Raw genomic sequence first — 16,368 nt, 5'->3', positions numbered from 1 at the left:
CTGGCTAACGTTCCGTTTACGCAGGTCAGCGAGGGGTCGGAGGTCACATGGAGGAGTCCGGGATGGAGCGCCGCAGCTCCTCGGCGCGGCGCCGGTAGTCCGCCCCGCGCTCGGGCCCGTCGAGCACGGATGCCACCTCGCCGAGCTGGGTGAGCGCCCCCGCGGTGCGCGCCGGAAGGTCTTCCTCCTCCGTCACGGTCAGTGCGGTCAGGAGGGCGGCGCGCGCCTCGTGGTGCAGCCCGGCGCGGTGCAGGGCGATGCCGTACGACTCCCAGATCAGCGGCCGCCAGCCGGCGGTCTCGTCCGGCGGCACCGATGCGAGCGCGCGGGCCGCGTGCTCGGCGGCGGCCGCCTGGTCGCCGCCGGCGAGGGCGAGTTGCGCGGCGTGGTGGTGTTCAAGGAGCGCCGCCGTGGAGTGGCCGCTCTCGCGCGCCGTGCGGACGGCCTCCTCCTGGGCGCGCAGGGCGCCTTCCGGGTCGTCGATGTGGATGCGGGCGATGCCGATGAGTACGAGGACCTGGGCGGCGATCTCGGGAAGTCCCGCGCGGTGCAGCGGATCCAGGGAGCGCTCCAGGTGCCCCAGGGCCGCCTCGTGATGCCCGGTCTCGACGAGCAGCACGCCCAGGGTGGAGTGCAGCCGCCCGACGCCCTCGTCGCTGCCGGCCCGCCCGGCCGCATCCAGGGCGCGCTCCAGCGGGGCCCGCCAGCCCAGGTGGGGGCGCCACAGGACCGTCGGCCAGATCAGTACGGCGAGCCGCCAGGCGCGGTCGTCGTCGCCGAGCCCCGCGGCGGCGGCGACCGCCGCGAGCAGCCCGTCCTGCTCGGCGGCGAACCAGCCGCGGGCGGCGTCCCGGTCGGCGAACGCGCGGACCGGGCCCGGCAGACAGTCGGCGGGCAGTGCGCAGTCGCGGTAGCCGGTGGTGTCGATGGCGTGGACCGCGGCGTCGAGGGAGCGCAGCCAGTGGTCCACCAGGCGCAGGTCGGCGTCCGCGGGGCCGTCAAGGCTGCGGGCGTAGAGCCGTACGAGATCGTGCAGGATGTACCGCCCCGGCGACTCCTCCTGGATGAGATGCGCGGCGGCGAGCCGGTCGAGCCCTTCGTGCGCGCCCGGGACATCCGTCCCCGCCACGGCGGCCGCCGCGTACGCGTCGACGTCCCGGGTGAACGCGCGGGCCAGCGACGCGAGCAGCCAGGCGTCGCCGTCCGGCAGCCGGTCGACCGAGGTGCGCAGGGCGGCGGCGACACCGGTGTCCTCGGCGGAGAGCAGCGCCAACCGCCGCTGGCCGTCGGCGAGTTCGGCGGCGAGATCGGCCACGGACCACTGCGGGCGGCCGCTGAGCCTGGCGGCGGCGATGCGCAGGGCGAGCGGCAGGCCGTCGCAGAGGCGGGCGACCTGGCGCACGGCGGCGGCGTCCGCGCCGCCGGTCCGCCCCAGGGCGCGGACGAACAGCTCGGCGGCGTCCCGCTCGCCGAGCACGCCCAGCGGGACGGGGCGCGCGAGGTCCGAGGCGATGAGGCCGTCGAGGCGGTTGCGGCTGGTGACGACGGTGGTCACGTGCGGGGTGCCGGGCAGCAGGGGGCGGACCTGGGCGGAGTCCCGTGCGTTGTCGAGTACGACGAGGAGGTGTCGCTCCGCGACGAGGGAGCGGTACAGGGCCGCGGCGGCCTCGATGCCGCCGGGGACGTCCTGGGGCTGTACGCCCAGGGCCAGGAGGAACTCCCGCAGGACGCACGAGGGTTGGGTGGCCTCGCCTCCGCTGAATCCCCGCAGGTCGGCGAAGAGGGTGCCTTGCGGGTGGCGCTCGGCCGCACGGTGCGCCCAGTGCAGGGCGAGGGCGGTCTTGCCCACCCCGGCGGGGCCGGTGATCAGGGCGATGGAGCCTTCGGGGCTGCTCTCGACGGCGGCTTCGAGCACCGCGAGCTGCTCCTCGCGGCTCACGAAGCTGCGGGGGGCCCGGGGCAGGAGACTGGGCACTCGGGGGTTGGCCTCGGCGTCCCTGCCCTGTACCCCCTGGTCATCGGTGCCCGGCGGTGTGGGCACAGCGGAGGCAGGGGCGGGCTCAGCTGCGGGTTCAGCGGTGGCGGAACCCGCAGGATTGGCGGGCTGCTCTTGCTCACGGGTCGCTGCGGGGTGAACGGGTGGGTGGGTGGGAGGGCTTTTCTTCGGGGAGGCGCCCCCGCCAGAGGCCCGCATCGCCGCCGCCAGCGTCGGATGGCTCCCCGTATCCGGCTCGCCGTCAAGGATCTCCGCGTAGGCCCGCCGCAGCGTCTTCCCCGGGTCGACCCCCATCTCCTCGGCCAACCGCTCCCGCGTCCGGTGAAAGCACTCCAGCGCCTCGGACTGCCGCCCGCACCGCTGCAGCGCCCGCATCAACGCCGCCACCAGCGCCTCACGGAACGGATGCTGCACCGACTCCGTACGCAGCAGCGCCACCGCCTGGCCGTGCGCGCCGAGCCGTCCGTACGCCTCGGCGAGCTGCTCGACGGTCACGAGCCGGCTCTCCTCGAGTCCCCGCGCCGCGGCCAGCATCGGCCCCGTCGGCACGGTGCCGGTCAGCGCGGGACCGTTCCACAGCGCGAGCGCCTCCTGCAGCATCAGGGCCGCGTCGGCCGGGTCCCGCTGCTGCCCGGCGAGCTTGACGAGGTCCTCGAAGCGGCTGACGTCGAGCAGCGTCTCCGGGAACTGCAGGGCGTACGCACCGCCCTGCGTGGCGAGTTCGACCCCGTACGCATCGAGACCCGCTTCCACGAGGAGCGCCCGCAGCCGCGACACATGGCCCTGGATGACCGTGCGCGCGTGCATGGGGGGTTCGTCGTCCCACAGCGCGTCGGTCAGGGCGTCCACCGAGACCGGCGTGCCCGCCCTGAGCAGCAGAGCGGCGAGCAGGCTGCGGCGCTTGGCCGGGCCCAGGGGTACCGTTCCGCTGCCTCCGGCGACTGTCACCGGTCCCAGCAGCTGGAACTCCACCTGGCCTCAACCCCTGTGTCGTTGTGCGTGTTTCGAACACCCCCAGCGTACTCAGCCCTCCAAGAACGCCACCAACGCGTTGGCCAGCATGTGCGGATCGTCCGCCCCGCACAGCTCGCGCACGCTGTGCATGGACAGGATCGCCACACCGATGTCGACCGTCTTGATGCCGTGCCGGGCCGCGGTGATCGGGCCGATCGTCGTGCCGCAGGGCATCGAGTTGTTCGACACGAAGCTCTGGAAGGGCACGCCGGCCTTCTCGCACGCGGCGGCGAACACGGCGCGTCCTGAGCCGTCCGTCGCGTACCGGTTGTTGACGTTGACCTTGAGGATCGGGCCGCCGTTGGCGCGCGGGTGGTGCGTCGGGTCGTGCCGCTCCGCGTAGTTGGGGTGCACGGCGTGGCCGGTGTCGGAGGACAGACAGACGGTCCCGGCGAAGGCGCGGGCCCTGTCCTCGTACGAACCGCCGCGCGAGAACACGGACCGCTCGAGGACGCTGCCGAGCAGCGGGCCGTCCGCGCCGGTGTCGGACTGCGAGCCGTTCTCCTCGTGGTCGAAGGCCGCGAGTACGGGGATGTACGGGAGGGAGCCGGCGTCGTCGGCCGTCGACACGGCGGCGAGCGCGGCCGTGCAGGCGTGCACCGACAGGAGGTTGTCCATCCGGGGGCCCGCGATCAGGTCGCGGTCGCGGCCGAGGAAGGAGGGCGCCTCGACGGGGTGCGTCATCAGGTCCCAGCCGGTTACGTCGCCGGGGGCGAGCCCCTCTTCCTCCGCGACGTAGCGGATCAGGTCGCCGTCGGTCACGTCGTCGCCGAGGCCCCAGATGGGCTGCATGTGCTTCTGCTTGTCGAGCTTGAGGCCGTCGGCGACGACCCCGCGGTCCATGTGGATCGCCAGCTGCGGTACGCGGAGCAGGGCGCGGTCGATGTTCACGAGCCGGGTGCTGCCGTCACGCAGGGAGAGGCGGCCCGCGAGGCCGAGGTCCCTGTCCAGCCAGGAGTTGAGCAGCGGTCCGCCGTAGATCTCGACCGCGACCTGGCGCCAGCCGTGGGCGCCGCTGTCCGGCCTCGGCTTCACCCGCAGGTTCGGGGAGTCGGTGTGGGCGCCGACGATGCGGAAGGGGGTGTGCGGGGTTGCGCTCTCGGGGACGTACCAGGCGACGATGGCGCCGCCGCGCAGCACGTACTTCCCGCCGGTCGAACCGTCCCAGGCCTCGGTCTCCTCGACCTGGCGGAAGCCGGCCTTCTCCAGCCGCTCGGCGGCGGTGGCCACTGCGTGGTACGGGGAGGGGCTTGCCGCCAGGAAGGTCATGAGGTCTTCGGAGTGGCCGCGGTCGAAGAGAGGGGCGCGCGCAGCGGTCTTTGCATGGGCGGCGGCGGGTGACGGGCGGGCGGGGGTGCTCATGGCTTCCAGCCTAGCTAGCGGGGCCGGGCCCTGCGGGGGGCCTTAAACGGGAGTTTCTGTACCCGGGGTCCTCCGTACCACCCTCCGCCTGCGACGCCGCCCCGCTCTGCCCCGCCGCTCCGCGCCGGATCTCCCCCGCCCACCCGCCCGTTTGCCCCGCGTCATCGGGTGACCGCCCTTCGCCTGCGACGCCGCCCTGCTCTGTCCCGGCGCTTCGCGCCGGTTCTCTCCCGCCCACCCGCCCGATTGCCCCGCGGCGGCGTGGGGCGGGCTCTGGTCCTGGCCGCCCTTGGTCTGCGGCGCCGTCCCGCTCTGTCCCGCCCACTCACCTGGTCACCCGGATCTGCAGGGTGAACGGGCGGGTGGGTGGGGGAATCCGGCGCGGAGCGCCGGCGAGGAGGGAGCGGATCCGCAGACGAATGCGCCGACGCCGGGTGACAGTGCTACCTGCGCGAGGTGTCTGGCGCGGGGTGATCGGGTGGGTGGGTGGGGTAATCGGCGCGAAGCGCCGTGAAGGAAGGAGCCGATCCGCAGGGCGACAGTGCGGCCCGTGCGAGGTGCCAGACGCGGGGTAATCGGGTGGGCGGGCGGGAAAGAGCCGGCGCGCAGCGCCGGGATGGGTGGGGTAGCGGTGGGCACCCCGCGGCCTGCCTCCCCGGAGGGGGAAGCCCCCGGGCAGGCAACGCACCGCGGCCCACCCCCCCCCGGGCAGGCAACGCACCGCGGCCCGCCCCCCCGGGCAGGCAACGCACCGCGGCCCGCCCCCCCCCGGAGGGGAAAGCGGGCCGCAGGGAACAGGTCAGGGGCTAGAACGCAGCCTCGTCCAGTTCCATCAGGTCCAGGGAGACGCCCTCGGCGAGCTTCCGCTCCGAGGCGACACCCGGCAGGACGTTCGTGGCGAAGAACTTGGCCGCGGCGATCTTGCCCTGGTAGAAGGCGACATCCTTCGCCGAAGCCGTCTCCAGCTTCTCCGCGGCCACCGCCGCGCCCCGCAGCAGGAGGTAGCCGACGACCACGTCGCCCGAGGCCATCAGGAGGCGGGTCGTGTTGAGGCCCACCTTGTAGATGGACTTGACGTCCTGCTCCGTCGCCGCGAGGTCCGTCAGCATGACGCCGACGATGGCCTCCAGCTCGACCGCGGCCTTGGCCAGCTCCTCGCGGGCACCGGCCAGCGCCTCGCCGCCCGTGCCGACCGCGAGGAACTTCTTGATCTCCTCGGCGAGGCCGTTCAGCGCGGCACCCTGGTTGCGGACGATCTTCCGGAAGAAGTAGTCCTGGCCCTGGATCGCCGTGGTGCCCTCGTAGAGGGTGTCGATCTTCGCGTCACGGATGTACTGCTCGATCGGGTACTCCTGGAGGTACCCCGAGCCGCCGAACGTCTGGAGCGACTGCGCCAGCTGCTCGTACGACTTCTCCGAGCCGTAGCCCTTCACGATCGGCAGGAGCAGGTCGTTGAGGGCGATCAGCGCCGACGCGTCCTCGCCCGCCGCCTCCTTGATCTGGATGTCGTCCTGGACGGCCGCGGTGTGCAGGACCAGCGCGCGCATGCCCTCCGCGTACGCCTTCTGCGTCATCAGCGAGCGGCGTACGTCCGGGTGGTGCGTGATGGTGACCTTGGGCGCCGTCTTGTCCATGAACTGGGCGAGGTCCGGGCCCTGCACGCGCTCCTTGGCGTACTCAAGGGCGTTCAGGTAACCCGTCGACAGCGTCGCGATCGCCTTCGTGCCCACCATCATGCGGGCGAACTCGATGATCATGAACATCTGGCGGATGCCCTCGTGCTTGTCGCCGATCAGCCAGCCCTTGGCGGGGTGCTGGTCGCCGAACGTCATCTCGCACGTGTTGGACGCCTTGAGGCCCATCTTGTGCTCGACGTTCGTGGCGTAGACGCCGTTGCGGGCGCCCAGCTCGCCGGTCTCCCAGTCGAACTCGTACTTCGGTACGAGGAAGAGGGACAGGCCCTTGGTGCCGGGGCCGTGGCCCTCGGGGCGCGCGAGGACGTAGTGGAGGATGTTCTCCGACATGTCGTGCTCACCGGACGTGATGAAGCGCTTCACGCCCTCGATGTGCCAGGAGCCGTCCTCCTGCAGCGTGGCCTTCGTGCGGCCCGCGCCCACGTCCGAACCGGCGTCCGGCTCGGTCAGGACCATCGTCGAGCCCCACTGCTTCTCGACGGCGATCGCGGCGATCTTCTTCTGCGCCTCGTTGCCCTCTTCGTGCAGGATGCCCGCGAACGCCGGACCGGAGGAGTACATCCACACCGCCGGGTTGGCGCCGAGCAGCAGCTCCGCGTACGCCCAGATCAGCGAGCGCGGCGAGGTCGTGCCGCCGATCTCCTCGGGCAGGCCGAGGCGCCAGTACTCGGAGTCCATGAAGGCCTGGTAGCTCTTCTTGAAGGACTCCGGGACCGGTGCGGTGTTGGTCTCCGGGTCGAAGACCGGCGGGTTGCGGTCGGCGTCCGCGAAGGACTCGGCCAGCTCGTTCTCGGCGAGCCTGCGCAGCTCGTCGAGGATGCTCTTGGCGGTGTCGACGTCCATCTCCGCGAACGGGCCGGTGCCGTACAGCTTGTCGCGGCCGAGCACCTCGAAGAGGTTGAACTCGATGTCGCGGAGATTCGACTTGTAGTGCCCCATGGCGACGGCTCCGTAAGCAGAAAAGGGATCAACGGGATCAGTACCAGCTAGTAGCTACGATGATGCTACCCGCCAGTAATAAGAAGCAACCCCTAATGGGTCATCTGTGACTCAGCACTCGCGCGGGCTCAGTACTCTTGCGGTCATGTACGGCTACGACCAGAGCCCTGGCGCCCAGCAGCAGTACGCCCCGCCGGGGGCCCAGCCGCCGCCGCAGCAGCAGATGCCCGGCGGCGCGGGCGGGTACGCCCAGCAGCCCCCGCTCTACCCCGAGCCGTCGCCCCCGTCCCTCGCGGACGCGGTGCGTGCCTTCACCACGGGCTCGATGTCCGCCGAGGACTTCCAGCAGGCCTTCGCGACGTCCAAGGTCTACTGCCCGCGCGGCGACAACCCCGGCTTCCTCGCCCTGCACAACACCCAGCAGCCGGTGATCCCGATGTTCACCTCGCTCAAGGAGCTGCGGCGGTACGCGGGCAAGGAGTCCAAGTACTTCGTGATCACGGGAGCCGAGGTCATCGACCTCCTCCCCACCGGCTACGGCTTCGTGCTCGACATGGAGGGCGAGCACCGCATGGTCTTCGACGCGAAGGCCGTCGAGCAGATGGTCGACTTCGCGATGCGGAGGATGTATGGCTAGCCGCCACTGCTGCGCAGGCGGCTAGCCGCCTCGTTCACTGACACCGCCCTGACGCCCGGAGGGAATGCCCTCCGGGCGTCTCGCGTTCCCAGTGGCAAGAAGTTCTACGTTCAACTAAACTGAGCGTACGAGAAGGAGGCACCGACATGCCCGCAGTGACCGTCGAGAACCCGCTGACCCTGCCCCGTGTGGCCGCGTCCGGCGACGCCGTGGCCCGCCCCGTGCTCGCCGTGACCGACGCACCCAGTGGCTTCGAGGGCGAGGGCTTTCCGGTGCGCCGGGCCTTCGCGGGGATCAACTACAAGTACCTCGACCCGTTCATCATGATGGACCAGATGGGCGAGGTGGACTACGGGGCCGGGGAGCCGAAAGGGACCCCCTGGCACCCGCACCGTGGCTTCGAAACCGTCACGTACATCATTGACGGAACCTTCGTGCACCAGGACTCCAACGGCGGTGGCGGCACCATCACCAATGGCGACACCCAGTGGATGACGGCGGGCTCCGGCCTCCTGCACATCGAGACTCCGCCCGAGTCGCTCGTGGCGTCCGGCGGGCTGTTCCACGGCCTTCAGCTGTGGGTCAACCTGCCCGCCAAGGACAAGATGAAGGATCCGCGCTATCAGGACATCCGCGGCGGTCAGGTGCAGCTCCTGAGCACGCCCGACGGCGGCGCGCTGCTCCGTGTCATCGCGGGCGAGCTCGACGGCCACGAGGGTCCCGGCATCACGCACACGCCGATCACGATGGTCCATGCGACGCTGCGTCCCGGCGCGGAGATCACGCTGCCCTGGCGTGCGGACTTCAACGGTCTCGCCTACGTCCTTGCGGGACGCGGCTCGGTCGGAACGGAGCGCAGGCCCGTGCACCTGGGGCAGACGGCCGTGTTCGGGGCGGGTTCCTCGCTGACGGTCCGCGCGGACGACAAGCAGGACTCCAACCATCCCGACCTGGAGGTCGTGCTCCTCGGCGGACAGCCGCTCAGGGAGCCGATGGCGCACTACGGGCCGTTCGTCATGAACACCCGCGAGGAACTGCAGCAGGCCTTCGAGGACTTCCAGAAGGGCCGCCTGGGGACGATCCCGGCGGTGCACGGGATGTCCGAGGGCGGGCTGCTGTAGGCGCAGCGGCGGGCTCCTGGTCTCTACTCGCCAGGAGCCCGGTACTGGATCTGCTCGGCCTTGCGCAGGGCGTCCAGTGTTTCGTCGACGCTCAGGAGGACGGTCGTCTCGAACGAGCTGAGCGCGCCGCCTCCGCTGATCGCCAGCGCTACCGCGGCCATGGAGACGTTGTCCGGAGCTTCCCAGAGGTTGTAGCCGTCGTGGGTTCCGAAGGCGTACCAGAAGCCGTGGAGCTTCCCGCCGACGGACTCGATGTACGACCGGGCGGCCTGTGAGCGGTCCTCGGGGTTGCCGGTGAGCCTTGCCCAGGTCTCCGGCGTGTAGCTGAACCTCGTCAGGTAGAGCGGCATCGTGTCCCTTTCTTTCGTCTCGTCGTCGTCGTCTCGTCTCGTCCCTTCGCTTCATCGACGATGCCCGCGCCGGGTGGCACAAGGGCCGGGGCCGACCGTGGTTCCCCCGAAGGTGCCCGCCGTGCGCGGCGTGTAGCCGTACCTGACGTGCGGGGCCCCGGCGGCCGTGCTCGGGTAGGAGGGTGAGCACCCTTCTGCCCGAGCACGCGCGCCGCATCGCCGCCTGGTGTGTCGTGCTGCTGCTCGCCACCGGCGTGGCGGCCGTGGCGATCTGGCTCGTCATCATCTTCAAGACGGCCGTCACTCCGGTGCTCCTCGCCCTGCTCGGCACGGCACTCCTCGGGCCCGTCTACCGGTGGCTCCTGAAGATGAAGGTGCAGCGCTCACTGGCCGCCGGTCTCACCTGTGCGGCCGTCGTCGCGGTCGTCGGCGGCGCGCTGTACGTCGTCGTCAAGGCCCTGATCGACACCGGCGACCAGATCATCGCCTCCCTGAAGCAGGCCGCGGCCGACCTGTCGAAGCACTTCGGGGCGGCCGGGACCTCGCTGGAGGACATGGCGTCCAACGCGAAGGACCTGCTCGGCAAGTTCGGCGGATCCGCCGCGTCCGGGGTGATCAGCGGGCTGAGCGTCGTCGGCGAGATGATCGCCATGGCCGTGCTCGCGCTGCTGCTCGTCTTCTTCTTCCTGCGCGACTCCGAACGGGCCATGGGCTCCATCCGCTCGCTCGCCCCGCGCGGCAGCGCCGACACCGTCGAGGCGATGGGCCGCCGGGCCTTCGAGGCGGTCGAGGGCTTCATGCGCGGGACCACCTTCATCGCGCTCATCGACGCGATCTGCATCACCGTGGGGCTGCTGATCCTGCGGGTGCCGGGGGCGTGGGGTCTTGGGGCGCTCGTCTTCATCGGCGCGTACATCCCCTACCTGGGGGCGTTCATCTCCGGGGCCGTCGCCGTGCTCGTCGCGCTGGCCGACCGGGGAGTGTTCATCGCGCTGTGGGTGCTGGGGGTGGTGCTCGCTGTGCAGGTCCTCGAGGGGCATGTGCTGCAGCCGATGATCCAGTCGCGGACGGTGCAGATGCACCCGGCGATCGTGATGCTGGCGATCACCGCGGGCGCCTCGGTGGCCGGAATCCTGGGGATGCTGCTCGCCGTGCCGGTGACGGCGGCGGCGTTCGGGGTGTTCTCGGAGCTGCGGGGGCGGTACGCCGGCGCGGGCTAGGCCTCGCCGGACGGGCTGCCGTTCCCCTCGTGCAGCTCGAACCAGATGCTCTTGCCGTCGCCCCGCGGATCCACCCCCCACGCGTCCGCGAGCAGCTCCATCAGGACCAGGCCACGGCCGGACGATGCCAGCTCGCCGGGGTGGCGTTTGTGGGGCAGGTCGTCGCTGCTGTCGGAGACCTCCGCGCGCAGGCGGCGCGTGCCCGGCTCCCCGATGACCTCGGCGACCAGGAGCGCGTCGCCGTCCGTGTGTACCAGGACGTTCGTGACCATCTCGGAGACCATCAGGACCGCCGAGTCGACCTGATCGGGGTCCGCCCAGTCGTGAAGGAGTTCCCGGACGTGCTGCCGCGCCCCCGCGATCCGCTCCGGCTCGGCCTGCGCGACCGTCAGGACGGTGCGGCGCGCGGCCGTGCGCAGCTCGGGGCGGCCCGTCCTGCGCAGCAGCAGGACCGCTATGTCGTCCTCGCGGCGGTCCGCGAGCGGGCCCGTGGTGTGGTGCGACGAGGGCCCGTGCACGGCCTGTACGAGGGTGTCGGCGAGCTCTTCGAGGCCGTCGCCGCCGTCACCGTCACCGGCGGCGTCGTACTCCTCCAGGATCTTGCGGATCCGGGTCCAGCCGCTGTCCAGATCGTGGCCGCCGGTCTCGATGAGCCCGTCCGTGCAGACCAGCATCGTCTCGCCGGCCTCCAGGACGAGCCGGGTCGTGGGGTAGTCGGCGTCGGGGTCGATGCCGAGCGGCAGACCGCCCGCGACGGGGCGCTGCACGACCGTTCCGTCGGCCATCCGTATCGCCGGCTCCGGGTGGCCCGCGCGGGCCATCTCCAGGACGCCGGAGGCCGGGTCGGCCTCCACGTACAGGCAGGTCGCGAAGCGCGGGTCGGCCCTGTCGCCGGCCGCCTCGCCGCTGGAGCCGCCCGTGATGCCGTCCGTGATCCCGGAGAGGAAGCGGGTCGCACGGGAGAGCACCGCGTCGGGGCGGTGGCCCTCGGACGCGTACGCGCGCAGGGCGATCCGCAGCTGCCCCATCAGGCCCGCAGCGCGCACGTCATGACCCTGTACGTCGCCGATGACGAACGCGATGCGGCCGTTGGGCAGCGGAATCATGTCGTACCAGTCGCCGCCCACCTGGAGCCCGCCCCCGGTCGGCACATACCGCGCGGCCACGCTCATCCCCGGGATCCGCGGCCCGAGCAGCGGCAGCATCGAGCGCTGCAGGCCCTCCGTGAGCTTGCGCTCCGACTCGGCGACCCCGGCCCGCGACAGGGCCTGCGCCAGCATCCGGGCCACCGTCGTCAGGACCGCGCGCTCGTCCGGCGTGAACGAGACGGGGTAGGCGAAGGCCGCCAGCCAGGCGCCCATCGTGCGGCCCGCCACGGTCAGCGGCAGGAACGCCCAGGACTGCCGCTCGAAGCGCTGTGCCAGCGGCCAGGTCGCCGGATAGCGCTCGTGGTACTCCTCCGGCGACGAGAGGTACACCGCGCGGCCCGTGCGGACCACCTCGGCGGCCGGATAGTCGGTGTCCAGCGGCATCGCCATGAAGGGCGTGTCGTCGCCCGGCTTGTGACCGTGGTGCCCGATGACCTTGAGCCGGTCGCCCTCGATCCCGAAGACCCCGAGCCCGTCCGGCGAGAACCCCGGCATCGAGAGCCCGCTCGCGACCCGGAGCACCTCCTCGGTCGAGGTCGCCTCGGCCAGCGCACGCCCCGCGTCGAGCAGGAACGCCTCGCGGGAGCGTCGCCAGTCGCCGGTGACCGGGGTGCGATGGGCGGCGCCCGGCGGGGGCTCGGTCACTTCCTGCAGGGTGCCGATCAGCTCGTACGAATGAGTGGCCGCGTCCACGATCGGCTTCGAGCGGCTGCGCACGATGCGCAGGACCCGCCGCCCCTGCTCGTCCATGATCCGCAGGCGGGCCTCGGCGAGGGTGCCCTCGGCGACGGCGAGCTGGACGATGCCGTCGATCTCGTTCCAGTCGACGGGGTGGAAGCGGGAGCGCACGCCCGCCTCGGTGAGGGTCTGCGCGCGTGCGGGAAGGCCGAGGAGCCGGGCCGCCTCCGCGTCGAGTGTGACGACCCCGGCTGCGTTGTCCCAGCGCCACAGACCGGTCGCGATGGCGGTCAGGACGTCCCGTACGGGAGGCAGGGGATCGTCCCCCGCCTGCTGCGGGGGATCGTCAGTGCGCATTGACCCACTTTAGGAAGATCAGCGGAGAAGGCGCCACCGACGGGGTGCCGGGGAGCCTCCGGAGAGTGCCTCCGGCGGTAATCCGGAAAGCGATCTCCGCCCGGACGGTAGCCTTGGTGCCTGTCTGCTCTCTCCCCTATTCGCGAAGACTGGATGAACGACGATGCATCGGTACAGGTCCCACACCTGCGGCGAGCTCCGCGCCTCTGACGTCGGCTCCGACGTCCGGCTGAGCGGCTGGCTGCACAATCGCCGAGACCTGGGCGGCATCCTCTTCATCGATCTGCGCGATCACTACGGCATCACGCAGCTGGTGGCCCGCCCCGGCACCAAGGCCGCCGAGGTCCTGGACAAGCTCTCCAAGGAGACGGTCGTCCGGGTCGACGGCAAGGCCGTGTCGCGCGGCGCGGAGAACGTGAACCCGGAGCTGCCCACCGGCGAGATCGAGATCGAGGCCGCCGAGGTCGAGGTGCTCGGCACCGCGGCCCCGCTGCCCTTCACGGTCAACGCGGACGACGGCGTGAACGAGGAGCGGCGCCTGGAGTACCGCTTCCTCGACCTGCGCCGCGAGCGCATGCACCGCAACATCATGCTGCGCTCGTCGGTGATCGCCTCGATCCGCTCGAAGATGGTCGCCCTCGGCTTCAACGAGATGGCGACGCCGATCCTCGCCGCGACGTCCCCCGAGGGCGCCCGCGACTTCGTCGTCCCCTCCCGCCTGAACCCGGGCAAGTTCTACGCGCTGCCGCAGGCCCCGCAGCAGTTCAAGCAGCTGCTGATGATCTCGGGCTTCGACCGCTACTTCCAGATCGCGCCGTGCTTCCGCGACGAGGACGCGCGCGCGGACCGCTCGCCGGGCGAGTTCTACCAGCTCGACGTCGAGATGAGCTTCGTGGAGCAGGAAGACGTCTTCCAGCCCATCGAGAAGCTGATGACGGAGATCTTCGAGGAGTACGGCAACGGCCGGCACGTCACCTCGCCGTTCCCGCGCATCCCGTTCCGCGAGTCGATGCTGAAGTACGGCAACGACAAGCCGGACCTGCGCGCGCAGCTCGAGCTGAGCGACATCACGGACATCTTCGCCGACTCCGAGTTCAAGGCCTTCGCGGGCAAGCACGTGCGCGCCCTGCCGGTCCCGGACACGGCGTCCCAGTCCCGCAAGTTCTTCGACGGCCTCGGTGACTACGCCGTCGAGCAGGGCGCGAAGGGCCTGGCCTGGGTGCGCGTCGCCGAGGACGGCTCGCTGACCGGCCCGATCGCCAAGTTCCTGACGGAGGCGAACGTCGAGGAGCTCACGAAGCGCCTCTCGCTGGCCCCCGGTCACGCCGTCTTCTTCGGCGCGGGCGAGTTCGACGAGGTCTCCAAGATCATGTCGGCCGTCCGGGTCGAGGCCGCCAAGCGCGCGGGCCACTTCGAAGAGGGCGTCTTCCGCTTCTGCTGGATCGTCGACTTCCCGATGTACGAGAAGGACGAGGACACCGGCAAGATCGACTTCTCCCACAACCCCTTCTCGATGCCCCAGGGCGGCATGAAGGACCTGGAGGAGAAGGACCCGCTCGACATCCTCGCCTGGCAGTACGACATCGTCTGCAACGGCATCGAGCTGTCCTCCGGCGCCATCCGTAACCACGAGCCCGAGGTCATGCTGAAGGCCTTCGAGATCGCGGGCTACGAGCGCGAGACGGTCGAGCAGGAGTTCGCGGGCATGCTCCGCGCCTTCCGCCTCGGCGCCCCGCCGCACGGCGGGATCGCCCCCGGCGTCGACCGCATCGTGATGCTCCTCGCGGACGAGCCGAACATCCGCGAGACCATCGCGTTCCCGCTGAACGGCAACGCACAGGACCTGATGATGGGCGCCCCCTCCGAGCTGGAGGAGTCGCGCCTGCGCGAGCTGAACATCGCGCTGCGCAAGCCGGTCGCCTCCGGCAAGGGTGAGGCGGACAAGTAAGCCTGGGCTTCGGCCAGTTGGGCCCCGGGACCGGCATGGTCCCGGGGCCCTTCGCGTCCATCGGCCTGCCCGGCCTCCCGGTGATCGGGATCTCCGGTCTGACGTCGAAGTCGTCCAGCAGCTGTGCGGCGGCGAAGGGCAGCGTGAGCCTGGAACTGACCGTCGCGGGCGCCCCGATCACCGCCCCTGACACACCTGGGTACGAGGTCGACCTCGGCCTCGCGGGCAGGCTCGTCGTCAACGAGCAGATCCCGGTGGAGGGCGCGGACAAGGGGCTGACGGTCAACGCGGTCCACCTGACGACGCTGGCCGGTGTGGATGTGGTGATCGGTTCGAGCACCAGCAGCGCGCACGACTGCGCGTAGCGGATGGGCGGTCGCAGGGCCCGGAACCAAAAGGTTCCGGGCCCCTCTTCTCTTTCCGGAGGCGGGCAACTCTCCTTTCGGGGGCGGGCAACCTGATCGGAGGCCCATCGCGTTCCACGGATATGGGAGACCGAGGAGAACGGCGGGGATGCGATGCGAGGTGGCGGCTTCGAGTTCGAGGAGTTCGTCGCCGCCAGTGGGCCGCGGCTGCTGCGGATGGCGTGGCTGCTCACGGGCGACGCGCATCTCGCGGAGGACCTGTTGCAGACGGCGCTCGCAAAGGCCTGGCCGAAGTGGCGGCGGATCGGCCAGGAGCATCCGGAGGCGTACGTACGCAAGATTCTCGTCAACACCCACACCTCGTGGTGGCGCCGGCACTGGAGGGCGGAGGTCCCGCACGGCGAACTGCCCGAACGGGCAGGCGAGTTGGACGCGTACGAGGGGGTGGACCTGGAGCAGTCGCTCGCCGCTGCCGTGCGGCGGCTGCCGCCGAGACAGCGGGCGGTGGTGGTCCTTCGCTACTTCGAGGACCTCGGTGTGGACGAGACGGCCGGAATCCTCGGCTGCACTCCGGGCACGGTGAAGAGCCAGTCGGCGAAGGCGCTGCGCACGCTGCGTGCCGCGCTGCCGGCGAGGGAGGCGGACCGCTGTGAGTGAGGACGCCCAGGACGCCCAGGACGCCCAGGACGGCCATGACATCCATGACATCCATGACGCGTACGACGAGGGCACCCATGACGCGTACGACGAGGAACGCGAGCTGCGGGTGTTCCTGGAGCGTGCGGTGCCGCGCCCGCAGGCGCCCGCCTCGCGCCTTGCCCGCGTGCGCGAGCGTGCCGCGCGCAGCCGCAGGCGCAGGATCGCGGCGGGGGCGGCGGCCTCGGTGGCGGGGCTAGCCCTCGCCGGGGTGCTGGTGCCGCAGGCGCTGCGGCCGTCGGCCGACCCGGAGGTGGTACCGCCGGCGGCGACACCGCCGAGCCGCCAGGCCTCGGGTGAACGGGACGTCAATTACCGGGAGTTGGGCGGCGGCCTGACCCTGCGGCTGCCGGCGGACTGGCAGGCGCTTGCGGTCCCCGCGGACGACAGGACGAAGAGCCCGCCGGTCGGCTTCGCGGGCACGCAGCGGCTCACCCCGTACAAGCAGCCGTGCGAGCCCGACGACCCGGGCGGCTGGTGCAACCCGCTGGACCGCATCGACCCGGAGGACGGCGCGCTGCTCGTACTGCGGACGGAGAAGGAGGGCGGCCTCGACAAGAGGGCGACGAATCCGCCCCGGTTCACGAGCGGGACCTTGCGGAAGTCCTGTGCGCTGGCGGGGGGAGGGCTCAGCTTCACGGCGGTGCTCGAATCCCCGGAGCCGGGGATGGCGATCGTGGCGAGCCTGTGCCTGGCCCCGGGCGACTCGAAGCCCCGCTTGGCCGAGGCGAACCGGATCATCGGGTCGGCGCATTTCGGCTCGGAGGGCTCACCGCCGGCAACGGCCCCGGCGAAGAACTGACGCTCACCGGACACCTCCTCCGCACCCACGCCCGTAACTCC

Annotated in this window: 12 protein-coding genes; 7 read left to right on the top strand and 5 right to left on the bottom strand. The window is 71.4% G+C overall.

The annotated features are described in order from the left end of the window. Positions 1-43: 43 nt before the first annotated feature. From AB0G47_RS28105 to AB0G47_RS28095, 3 genes are all read right to left on the bottom strand, one after another. Positions 44-2,944 (bottom strand): BTAD domain-containing putative transcriptional regulator, encoded by a 2,901-nt coding sequence (locus AB0G47_RS28105; RefSeq protein WP_360775490.1) that lies wholly within the window; start codon positions 2,942-2,944, stop codon positions 44-46. A 75-nt stretch (positions 2,945-3,019) separates the two neighbouring features. After that, entirely contained in the window at positions 3,020-4,372 is a 1,353-nt protein-coding gene (locus AB0G47_RS28100; RefSeq protein ID WP_360775487.1) for a M18 family aminopeptidase, read from the bottom strand. Positions 4,373-5,178: 806 nt separating this feature from the next. Continuing rightward, the gene (locus tag AB0G47_RS28095) at positions 5,179-7,005 is read right to left on the bottom strand and encodes an acyl-CoA dehydrogenase (protein ID WP_360775485.1); all 1,827 of its coding nucleotides are present in this window, start codon (positions 7,003-7,005) and stop codon (positions 5,179-5,181) included. 145 nt (positions 7,006-7,150) lie between these two features. Between AB0G47_RS28095 and AB0G47_RS28090 the strand changes: the two genes are divergently transcribed. Further along, complete coding sequence (locus AB0G47_RS28090) at positions 7,151-7,642, top strand: SseB family protein (protein WP_360775482.1); 492 nt, start codon at positions 7,151-7,153, stop codon at positions 7,640-7,642. A 146-nt stretch (positions 7,643-7,788) separates the two neighbouring features. Continuing rightward, a complete protein-coding gene (locus tag AB0G47_RS28085) occupies positions 7,789-8,763 on the top strand; it encodes a pirin family protein (protein WP_360775479.1) in 975 nt (324 codons plus the stop codon). A gap of 23 nt (positions 8,764-8,786) precedes the next feature. Here AB0G47_RS28085 and AB0G47_RS28080 read toward each other — a convergent pair whose 3' ends face one another. Beyond that, on the bottom strand, positions 8,787-9,113 hold the full coding sequence (locus AB0G47_RS28080; protein ID WP_360775477.1) for a GYD domain-containing protein: 327 nt from the start codon (positions 9,111-9,113) through the stop codon (positions 8,787-8,789). A 182-nt stretch (positions 9,114-9,295) separates the two neighbouring features. Here AB0G47_RS28080 and AB0G47_RS28075 point away from each other — a divergent pair, with 182 nt between their 5' ends. Beyond that, a complete protein-coding gene (locus tag AB0G47_RS28075) occupies positions 9,296-10,333 on the top strand; it encodes an AI-2E family transporter (protein WP_360775474.1) in 1,038 nt (345 codons plus the stop codon). Here AB0G47_RS28075 and AB0G47_RS28070 read toward each other — a convergent pair. Next, the gene (locus AB0G47_RS28070; RefSeq protein WP_360775471.1) at positions 10,330-12,516 is read right to left on the bottom strand and encodes a SpoIIE family protein phosphatase; all 2,187 of its coding nucleotides are present in this window, start codon (positions 12,514-12,516) and stop codon (positions 10,330-10,332) included. The two genes, AB0G47_RS28075 and AB0G47_RS28070, sit on opposite strands and share 4 nt — an antisense overlap. A 163-nt stretch (positions 12,517-12,679) precedes the next feature. Between AB0G47_RS28070 and aspS the strand changes: the two genes are divergently transcribed. The 4 genes from aspS to AB0G47_RS28050 all read left to right on the top strand — a co-directional run bounded on the left by aspS (position 12,680) and on the right by AB0G47_RS28050 (position 16,327). Beyond that, positions 12,680-14,464: an aspartate--tRNA ligase gene (gene aspS, locus AB0G47_RS28065; protein WP_360775468.1), complete on the top strand. Its 1,785-nt coding sequence runs from the start codon at positions 12,680-12,682 to the stop codon at positions 14,462-14,464. 35 nt (positions 14,465-14,499) lie between these two features. Further along, positions 14,500-14,829 carry a choice-of-anchor P family protein gene (locus AB0G47_RS28060; RefSeq protein ID WP_360775466.1) on the top strand — a complete coding sequence of 110 codons (330 nt, stop codon included), beginning with the start codon at positions 14,500-14,502 and terminating at the stop codon, positions 14,827-14,829. A 153-nt stretch (positions 14,830-14,982) separates the two neighbouring features. After that, positions 14,983-15,486 (top strand): SigE family RNA polymerase sigma factor, encoded by a 504-nt coding sequence (locus AB0G47_RS28055; protein ID WP_360775464.1) that lies wholly within the window; start codon positions 14,983-14,985, stop codon positions 15,484-15,486. Next, positions 15,479-16,327, top strand: coding sequence for a hypothetical protein (locus AB0G47_RS28050; protein ID WP_360775461.1), 849 nt, complete (start codon positions 15,479-15,481; stop codon positions 16,325-16,327). Before AB0G47_RS28055 ends, AB0G47_RS28050 begins: the two co-directional genes overlap by 8 nt. Positions 16,328-16,368 lie beyond the last annotated feature (41 nt).

It is taken from the genome of Streptomyces sp. NPDC021622, assembly GCF_040640795.1.
Lineage (GTDB): Bacteria > Actinomycetota > Actinomycetes > Streptomycetales > Streptomycetaceae > Streptomyces.
The sequence above is the reverse complement of the archived record's forward strand: the minus strand, read 5'-3'. Positions and strand labels throughout refer to the sequence as shown.

Bases quoted from the DNA above. Each gene is read 5' to 3' on its own strand.
- AB0G47_RS28100 (WP_360775487.1), bottom strand. From the start codon at position 4,372: ATGAGCACCCCCGCCCGCCCGTCACCCGCCGCCGCCCATGCAAAGACC.
- AB0G47_RS28095 (WP_360775485.1), bottom strand. From the start codon at position 7,005: ATGGGGCACTACAAGTCGAATCTCCGCGACATCGAGTTCAACCTCTTC.
- AB0G47_RS28090 (WP_360775482.1), top strand. From the start codon at position 7,151: ATGTACGGCTACGACCAGAGCCCTGGCGCCCAGCAGCAGTACGCCCCG.
- AB0G47_RS28085 (WP_360775479.1), top strand. From the start codon at position 7,789: ATGCCCGCAGTGACCGTCGAGAACCCGCTGACCCTGCCCCGTGTGGCC.
- AB0G47_RS28080 (WP_360775477.1), bottom strand. From the start codon at position 9,113: ATGCCGCTCTACCTGACGAGGTTCAGCTACACGCCGGAGACCTGGGCA.
- AB0G47_RS28070 (WP_360775471.1), bottom strand. From the start codon at position 12,516: ATGCGCACTGACGATCCCCCGCAGCAGGCGGGGGACGATCCCCTGCCT.
- aspS (WP_360775468.1), top strand. From the start codon at position 12,680: ATGCATCGGTACAGGTCCCACACCTGCGGCGAGCTCCGCGCCTCTGAC.
- AB0G47_RS28060 (WP_360775466.1), top strand. From the start codon at position 14,500: ATGGTCCCGGGGCCCTTCGCGTCCATCGGCCTGCCCGGCCTCCCGGTG.
- AB0G47_RS28055 (WP_360775464.1), top strand. From the start codon at position 14,983: ATGCGAGGTGGCGGCTTCGAGTTCGAGGAGTTCGTCGCCGCCAGTGGG.